The sequence below is a fragment of the Oerskovia sp. NPDC060287 genome, from assembly GCF_042726775.1.
GTDB lineage: Bacteria > Actinomycetota > Actinomycetes > Actinomycetales > Cellulomonadaceae > Oerskovia > Oerskovia merdavium.
In genome coordinates, this window is sequence record NZ_JBHXBO010000192.1 from 1 (window position 1) to 7,893 (window position 7,893).

6 protein-coding genes and 1 pseudogene are annotated in these 7,893 nt (G+C 71.3%); all 7 read right to left on the reverse strand.

Annotated elements, in window-relative coordinates:
- A pseudogene (locus tag ACFWFR_RS15005) lies at positions 1-442 on the reverse strand (ABC transporter substrate-binding protein); the annotation flags it as partial.
- 106 nt (positions 443-548) lie between these two features.
- The gene (locus ACFWFR_RS15010; protein ID WP_191799886.1) at positions 549-1,667 is read right to left on the reverse strand and encodes an ABC transporter permease; all 1,119 of its coding nucleotides are present in this window, start codon (positions 1,665-1,667) and stop codon (positions 549-551) included.
- Positions 1,664-2,803 carry an ABC transporter permease gene (locus ACFWFR_RS15015; protein WP_191799888.1) on the reverse strand — a complete coding sequence of 380 codons (1,140 nt, stop codon included), beginning with the start codon at positions 2,801-2,803 and terminating at the stop codon, positions 1,664-1,666. Before ACFWFR_RS15015 ends, ACFWFR_RS15010 begins: the two co-directional genes overlap by 4 nt.
- On the reverse strand, positions 2,800-4,458 hold the full coding sequence (locus ACFWFR_RS15020; RefSeq protein WP_377623484.1) for a sugar ABC transporter ATP-binding protein: 1,659 nt from the start codon (positions 4,456-4,458) through the stop codon (positions 2,800-2,802). Before ACFWFR_RS15020 ends, ACFWFR_RS15015 begins: the two co-directional genes overlap by 4 nt.
- Complete coding sequence (locus ACFWFR_RS15025) at positions 4,455-5,717, reverse strand: Gfo/Idh/MocA family protein (protein WP_191799892.1); 1,263 nt, start codon at positions 5,715-5,717, stop codon at positions 4,455-4,457. Before ACFWFR_RS15025 ends, ACFWFR_RS15020 begins: the two co-directional genes overlap by 4 nt.
- A gap of 234 nt (positions 5,718-5,951) precedes the next feature.
- The gene (locus ACFWFR_RS15030) at positions 5,952-6,956 is read right to left on the reverse strand and encodes a sugar phosphate isomerase/epimerase family protein (RefSeq protein ID WP_377623485.1); all 1,005 of its coding nucleotides are present in this window, start codon (positions 6,954-6,956) and stop codon (positions 5,952-5,954) included.
- A gap of 103 nt (positions 6,957-7,059) precedes the next feature.
- Positions 7,060-7,713 (reverse strand): hypothetical protein, encoded by a 654-nt coding sequence (locus ACFWFR_RS15035; protein ID WP_377623486.1) that lies wholly within the window; start codon positions 7,711-7,713, stop codon positions 7,060-7,062.
- Between the last annotated feature and the right edge of the window lie 180 nt (positions 7,714-7,893).

Sequence of the window (7,893 nt, forward strand, 5' to 3'; positions counted from 1 at the left end):
GCTTGTTGTCGTCGTCGGCCGCGTCCGAGAAGCGGAACTCCGAGATGTCGCCCGAGGCCTTGAGGACCTCGACCTGCTGCTGCATCGTGATGAAGCCCGTGACACGCCACGGGTTGGAGACCGAGGCGTTGGAGAAGCAGAGCTTCTTGCCCCCCTCCTTCGCGTACTGCGCGGTGTCCACGTACTCGGGGTCGATCGCCTGCAGCCACGGCTGCTCGCCCGGCCCCTCGGGCACCGCCGAGCGCTGCGCGAGCTGGCGCTCGTAGTCGGCCTGCACGAACCACTGGCTGTTCGCACCGGACTCGTTGGACTCCTCCGTGGACTCCTCGGTGGCCGCGGCACCCGCGTCCGGGGTGTCGGCGGGCGCGTCGGTGGTGCACGCAGCGGTGAACAGCAGTGCCGCGGTCGCGGCTCCTGCCATGAGAACTCGAGAGCGTCGCATGTTCCTTCTCCTGATGATCGAGAGACTTCTTTGTCCTGCCGTCGCAGCGGGTGCGACGGCCTGTCGGGGACGGATCTGTGTGGCGTTCCGGGGGGTGGCCGGAGGTCTAGGGTGCTGCTGGCTGGGGCTCCTTGGGGACGGTGGGTTCGGGGACCCCTGCCGGGGTGGTCGGGGAGCTCGGGGCTGCCTTGGACCTGCGCGGCATCGCGGCGTAGGCGACGGCCGCGATGATGATCACGCCCTGGACCGCGGGACGGATCGTCGACGGCAGGCTGAGCTGGTTGAAGAGCGTGAACAGCGCCTCGAGGGTCAGCGCGCCGGCCATGGCCGCGACGACCGACCCGCGACCGCCGCCCAGGACCACGCCACCCAGGACGACCGCCGTGATGGCCATGAACTCGAGCCCGTCGCCGACCTGGGCCGTCACGCCGGCGTAGCCGCCGATGAGGATGCCCGCGACCGTGGCCATGAAGCCCGAGAACAGGAAGGCGCGCGTGCGCACCCACCAGACCGAGGCGCCGGAGAAGGCGGCAGCCACGTCGTTGTCGCCCGTCGCGACGAGGGTGCGCCCGTAGGGGCGCCGCATGATGATCACGGCCACGACGCCGAGGACGAGCGTGATGAGCACCGCGTACGGCACCTGGAACTGACCGGGCGTGTCCGGGAAGCCGCCGCGCCCCCACTGGCGGAAGCCCTCGGTCAGGGAGCCCGTGGGCGCCCCACCGGTCCAGAGCCTGATCGCCCCGTACAGGACGAGCATCATGCCGAGCGTCGTGATGAACGACGGGACCTTGAGCAGCGTGACGATGAGGCCGTTGATCAGCCCGACCCCCAGACCGAAGAGGACCATCAGACCGATCACGGGCCAGGTCATGGACTCCTCGCCGTCGATGAGCTTGGCCGCGATGACGACCTGGGCCCCCACGAGCGACCCGACCGAGAGGTCGAACTCACCGGAGACGATCACGAAGTACTGACCGATCGCCAGGACGATCAGCGGTGCCGCCTTCTTGAGGAAGGCCATGAGCGACATGGGCTCGCCGAACGACGGGTTCATGACGAGGATCGCGACGAAGACGACGATCAGCAGGGCGTAGACGGTCCAGGAGCTGCCGGACGTGGCGCGCTGCACCAGGCGGGAGAAGCCGTTGCCGGAGGGCCCCGGCTGCGGTGCGCCGGCGGTGCCGGTGCCGCTCGGCGTGGTCGCGGACGTGCTCGCGCTCATCGGGTGGCCTCCTTGCCGGACGAGGTGGACGGGGCGGACGCGGACGAGGAGCCTGGAGGGGCCTGCCCGTCCCGCGCGCCGCCGGGACGGACGGACTGGGCCAGTGCCCGGAACCTCGCTCGGCTGCTCGCGGGGTCGATCTGACGGCGGGCGTACATGGCGACCGCGGCGATGATGATCGCGCCGCGCAGGACGTCCTTGAAGAACGGGCTGACGTCGAGGACGTTGAACACCGTGTCGAGCGAGGCGAGGATCAGGACGCCCGCGATCGTGCCCATGATCGATCCGCGCCCGCCCATGAGCAGGGTCCCGCCGAGCACGACGGCCGCGATCGAGTTGAGGTCGTAGCCGTAGGTGTAGACCAGGGCGTTGCCCGTGCCGAAACGAGCGGCGATGAGGAGCCCCGCGACGCCCGCGCACAGCGAGCACAGGACGTGGGCCAGGATGATCGACCGGTCGGTGCGGATGCCCGAGAGCCGGGCGACGTCGATGTTCCCGCCGACCGCGAACATGTGGTACCCGGAGCGGGTGCGGTTCAGCAGGACCACGCCGAGCACCATGACCACCGCGAGCACGATGACCGAGATCGGCACCGGGCCGATCCGCGTGTAGCCGAAGCCCTGGAACGCCTTGGGGATCTCGCCCGACGGACCCTTGTACTGGGTGTCGAGGTAGCCCTTGATGATGAGGCCGACGCCGAGCGTCGCGATGAACGAGTTCACGCGGAGCTTGGAGATCACCAGGCCGTTGACCAGGCCGACCCCCGCGGCGACCGCCAGGGCCGCCACCACGCCGAGCCAGATGCGCGACGGGTCACCGGCCATGGTCGTGGCGGCGACGAGCGAGGACCAGGCCACGACGTAGCCGACCGACAGGTCGAGCGACTTGCAGAGGATCACGAACGTCTGCCCGATCGCGACGAAGCCCAGCAGGCTCGTCTGCGACAGCAGGTAGAACAGGTTGCCCTGGCTGAAGAAGTTGCCGCCCTGGGCCGCGACCAGTCCTGCCGAGATCACGAGGATCCCGACGAGGGCGAGGTAGACGATCCCCGTCGAGCCGAGCCGGCGCCGGCGCGGGCCGGAGGTCGACTTCGCGCTCCCCGTCGAGGGCGAGGCGGTGCTCACCGCGGTGCTCATTGGTCCTCCTGGGTGGTGTCGCGCTGCGCGTGCCGGGGGGAGGCGGGCTCGCCGCCGGGCAGCACGGACTGGGGTGCGCGGGCTGCGTCGCCCACGGGTACGTCGAGGGCGGAGAGGTCGACCTCGACGTGCTCCGAGGTGTCCCCCGCCCCGGTGGCCATCGCCATGATGGTCTCCTCGTCGCTGCCCGCGGGGAGCTCCCCGGCCAGGCGGCCGTCGCGCATCACGAGGATGCGGTCGGCCATGGCGACGACCTCGGGGAGCTCCGAGGAGATGAGCAGGATCGCGACCCCGCGCGCCGTGAGGGTGCGCATGAGGTCGTAGACCGCACGCTTGGCGCCGACGTCGATCCCTCGCGTGGGCTCGTCGAGCACGATCACCGAGGGGTCGGTCACGAGCCACTTGGCGAGGACGACCTTCTGCTGGTTGCCACCCGAGAGGTACTGGACCTCGGCGTCCTTGGAGCGCGAGACCAGGTCGAGGGACGAGAGGATGCCGGGGATCGCCCTGGCGCGGCGGTCGGAGGACCCCGGGGTCACGGAGTCGAGCACGAGCCGCGCGTTCGCGGAGATCGACTGCTCGAGCGCGAGCCCCTCGGCCTTGCGGTCCTCGGTCACGAGCGCCAGGCCCAGGCGGACGGCCTCGCGGGCCGAGGAGACCGTGACGGGCTTGCCGTCGAGCAGGATCGTGCCGCGCGTGAAGGGAGCGACACCGAACACGCCGTGCGCGATCTCGGTGCGGCCGCTGCCCTGCAGGCCCGCGAGCGCGACGATCTCGCCCGCTCGGACCTCGAGGTCGATCCCGTCGACCTGGGTGTTGCCCGCACCCTTGAGCGCGAGCTTGACCGCGCCGGGCACCGTGCCGGGGTCCTTGTCCGGGTAGTAGCCCGCGAACTCGCGCCCGACCATGGTGCGCACCAGGCGGTCCGGGGTGATGTCGGCCGTCGCGGTCGTCAGCACGAAGTCGCCGTCCTTGAGCACCGTGATGGTGTCGCAGAGGTCGAAGATCTCCTTGAGGCGGTGCGAGACGTAGAGGATGGCGACGCCGCGGGCCCGCAGCTGCGCGACGAGCGCGTAGAGGAGCTCGACCTCCTGGTCGGCGAGCGCTGCCGTGGGCTCGTCCATCGAGATGATGCGCGCGTCGTAGGAGACGGCCTTGACGATCTCCACGATCTGCTGCTCGGCCACGGACAGCGAGCCGACCCGCATCCAGGACGCGAGGCCGTGCAGGCCGAGGTCCGCGAGCAGGGCGTCGGTGTCGCGGGCCATGCGCCCGGCGTCGACGATCCCGAACCGGCGGGGCTCACGACCGAGGTAGACGTTCTCGGCGACCGTGCGCTCGGGCAGGAGGTTGAACTCCTGGAAGACGGTCGAGACGCCGGCGGCCTGGGCCGCGAGGGGCGAGGCGAACGCGACGGGCTTCCCGTCGAGCTCCATGGTGCCCGAGTCGGGCTTGTGGACCCCGGCGATGATCTTCATGAGCGTGGACTTGCCGGCGCCGTTCTCCCCGACGAGCGCGTGGACCTCACCGGGCCGCACGTCGAGGTCGATGCCGCGCAGGACCGAGTTGCCGAAGAAGACCTTGCCGATGCCCCGCAGCTGCAGGATGGGCGCGCCCGTGGTGCTCGCGCCTCCTGCTGCCGTCGATGCGGTCATGCTCCTACCTCCACCCAGGTGCCGGTGCGTGCGGATCGGGCGACGGCCTCGGCGAGGCGCGCGGCCCGGAGCCCGTCGGCGAACGTGGGCAGCCCGTCGGGCGTCTGCCCGTTGATGGCCGCCGCGGTGTCGCCGACGAGGGCGTTGAAGCAGTCCTGGTATCCCTGCGGGTGTCCTGCGGGGAGCCGGGAGTAGCGGGCGGCCTCGGGCGTGAGCGCCTCGGGGTCGCGGATGAGCAGGCGGCTCGTGTCGCGGCGGCCCTCCCAGAGGGTCTCGGGGCCCTCCTGGTCGAACGCGAGGGTCGACTCGGAGCCCGAGATCTCGAGGAAGAGCCGGTTCTTGCGCCCGGCCGAGACCTGGCTGATGACGGCCGAGCCGAGCGCTCCTCCGTCGGTCTCGTACTGCAGGGTCACGGCGTCCTCGGTGCGGACCGCCGCGGGGCGGCCGTCGGCGCCCGTGCGCTCGGCGTTGATCGTCGCGGTCTGCGCGACGAGCCGCACGATGCGCTGCCCCGTCGTGAACTCGAGCAGGTCGCAGAAGTGCGAGCCGATGTCACCGAACGCACGGCTCGCGCCGCCCAGGGCGGGGTCGACGCGCCAGTTGTCGTCGCTCGCCCGCAGGAGCCAGTCCTGGAGGTAGGAGCCGTGCACGAGGCTGATGGTGCCGACCGCGCCGCTGCGGACCCGGGCGCGCGCCTCGCGGACCATGGGGTGGAAGCGGTAGGCGAAGGGCACGACGGCGACGCGGCCGTCGGTGGCGGCGGCCTCCTCGGCGAGGCCGGCGAGCGCGATCGCGCCCTCGAGGTCCATCGCGAGGGGCTTCTCGCACACCACGTGCTTGCCCGCGGCCAGCGCGGCCGTGGCGAGCGGTACGTGCAGGAAGTTGGGGGTGCAGATGTGCACGACGTCGATGTCCGGGTCGTCGATGAGCTCCTGCGACGTGGCCGCGTACCCCAGGGCACCGAGGTCGGCGGCGGCCTCGCGCGCCCCCGGCGCGTCGATGCCGGCGACCGAGACGAGGTCTCCCCCGGCCGTGCGGATCGCGCGGGCGTGGACCTCGCCGATGAACCCGGTCCCGATGATCCCGGCGCGGTAGCCCGCGGCGGGCAGTCGGCTCGGGAGCAGGTCGCTCGCGGGGTGGACAAGAACTGGGGTGGTCGCGGTGCCCACGACGGCACGGCCGTTCAGGGAGGACGGCTCCGTCCTGGGGGCGGGGGCGGTGACAGCCCCGTGGTCTCGCGCGACTTCTTCGGCTCGCATGTCCCATACCGTAGGGGGACTTATGTCGAGCGTCAAGCAAAAGCCGAATGTTAGATGTCACCGTTAGGTAACTCCATCGGTTAAACAATTGCCGAGGCGCACTGTCGCGCGGCTGAACCGTGACGAACCGCGTGCCGGCACGTGCCCCGCCAGGCCCGTCGCCCCTCGCCCGGACACGCCGGAAGGGCGCCCTCCCCGGTGGGAGGACGCCCTTCCGGCGCCTGCTTCCTGCTGCTACTCCTTGGTCGAGAACGCCGCGTCGAACGCCGCGTCGGGAGCCTCGAACGCGTACTGCTTGACGAACGCGAGGGCCTCGGGCGCACCCACGAGGCGGTCCATGCCCGCGTCCTCCCACTCGACCGAGATCGGACCGTCGTACCCGATGCTGTTGAGCATCCGGAAGCTGTCCTCCCACGGGACGTCCCCGTGACCCGTCGAGATGAAGTCCCAGCCACGGCGCGGGTCGGCCCAGGCCAGGTGCGAGCCCAGACGGCCGTTGCGGCCGTTGTGCATGCGCTTCTTGGTGTCCTTGCAGTCCACGTGGTAGATCCGGTCCTGGAAGTCCCACAGGAACCCGACCGGGTCCAGGTCCTGCCACACCATGTGGCTCGGGTCCCAGTTCAGCCCGAACGCCTCGCGGTGGCCGATCGCCTCGAGCGTGCGGACCGTCGTCCAGTAGTCGTACGCGATCTCGCTCGGGTGGACCTCGTGCGCGAAACGGACCCCGACCTCGTCGAACACGTCGAGGATCGGGTTCCAGCGGTCCGCGAAGTCCTGGTAGCCCGCGTCGATCATGTCCTGCGACGCCGGCGGGAACATCGCCACGTACTTCCAGATCGAGGACCCCGTGAAGCCGACGACCGTCTTGACGCCCAGCCTGGCCGCCAGGCGCGCCGTGTTCTTCATCTCCTCGGCCGCGCGCTGACGCACGCCCTCGGGGTCGCCGTCGCCCCACACGCGGTCCGAGAGGATGTCGCGGTGACGCTGGTCGATCGGGTCGTCGCACACCGCCTGGCCCTTGAGGTGGTTCGAGATGGCGTAGACCTTGAGCCCGTGCGCCTCGAGCAGCGCGAGCTTGCCCGCGACGTACTCGTCGTCGTCCCAGCGCCAGGGATCCAGGTGGTCGCCCCAGCAGGCGATCTCCAGGCCGTCGTAGCCCCAGCCGGACGCGAGGCGTACGACCTCCTCGAAAGGCAGGTCGGCCCACTGGCCGGTGAAGAGGGTGATCGGTCGTGCCATGTCGGTGTCTCCTTCGTTCCGTCGTGCTGCGGGTGCGCCCGTGTGCGGCGTGCACCCGGGTGGGCTGTGGTGCGGCGCGCGGTGGTCACCGCTGCGCCAGGTCTCAGGGGCGCTTGGTGGCCGTGGCCCGACGGCGGAGCACCAGCACGGCTCCGGCGGCAGCGAGCAGCACGACCACGCCGACGACGATCGCGGTCGTCGGGACGCCCGACGCCTCGTCCTCGCTCGCGGCAGCGGACGACGCGGCCTCGTCGCCCTGTGCGGCGACCTCGCCGTCGGCGCCGTCCTCCGCGGGCGCGGGCGGGGCCGCCGGGGGGACCACGTCGATCTGCGTCGTCGCGGTCGTCGCCACGGGCGTCGTGGTCGTCGCGGTCACGGTCCAGTTGCCCTCGCTCAGGACGTCGGGGGCCGACGTGTACCAGCCGACGCCCTCGGAGGCCGAGGAGAGCTGGATCGGACCGACCTCGGTGCCCTCCGCGGAGACCGCCGTCACCATGACGTCGACGATCTCCTCGACGGGGTGCCCGTCGGTCTTGTACGTCACGTTGACCGACACGCCCCCGGCACCGTCACCGCCGATCGACAGGATGATCTCCCCGCCGTGGGCGCTCGCCGGCGCCGCGCCGAGCACCGAGGCGAGCAGCAGGACGGCCCCTGCCAGGACCGCACGCAGCGCGTGCGAGAAGGGGCGGGGGCGCGGGGTTCGCGTCCGGTCCGGACCGGAGCTCCGGTTCGCCTGCTGAGTCATGTCGCTCATCACCTCGTCGTGAAGGAAAGGGGTCGTGCGTCGGGCTGCGCGGCCCGGCGGGCCGCGCGGTGGTGCTGGTCCTGCTGGTCCTGCTGGTCGTACGGTAGGTGGCTCCCGGCACCAGCCGGAGCACCGGGTTCCGGTGCCGGGAGCCGGCACGTCCTCGTCGTCGACGGGGAAGTGCCAGAC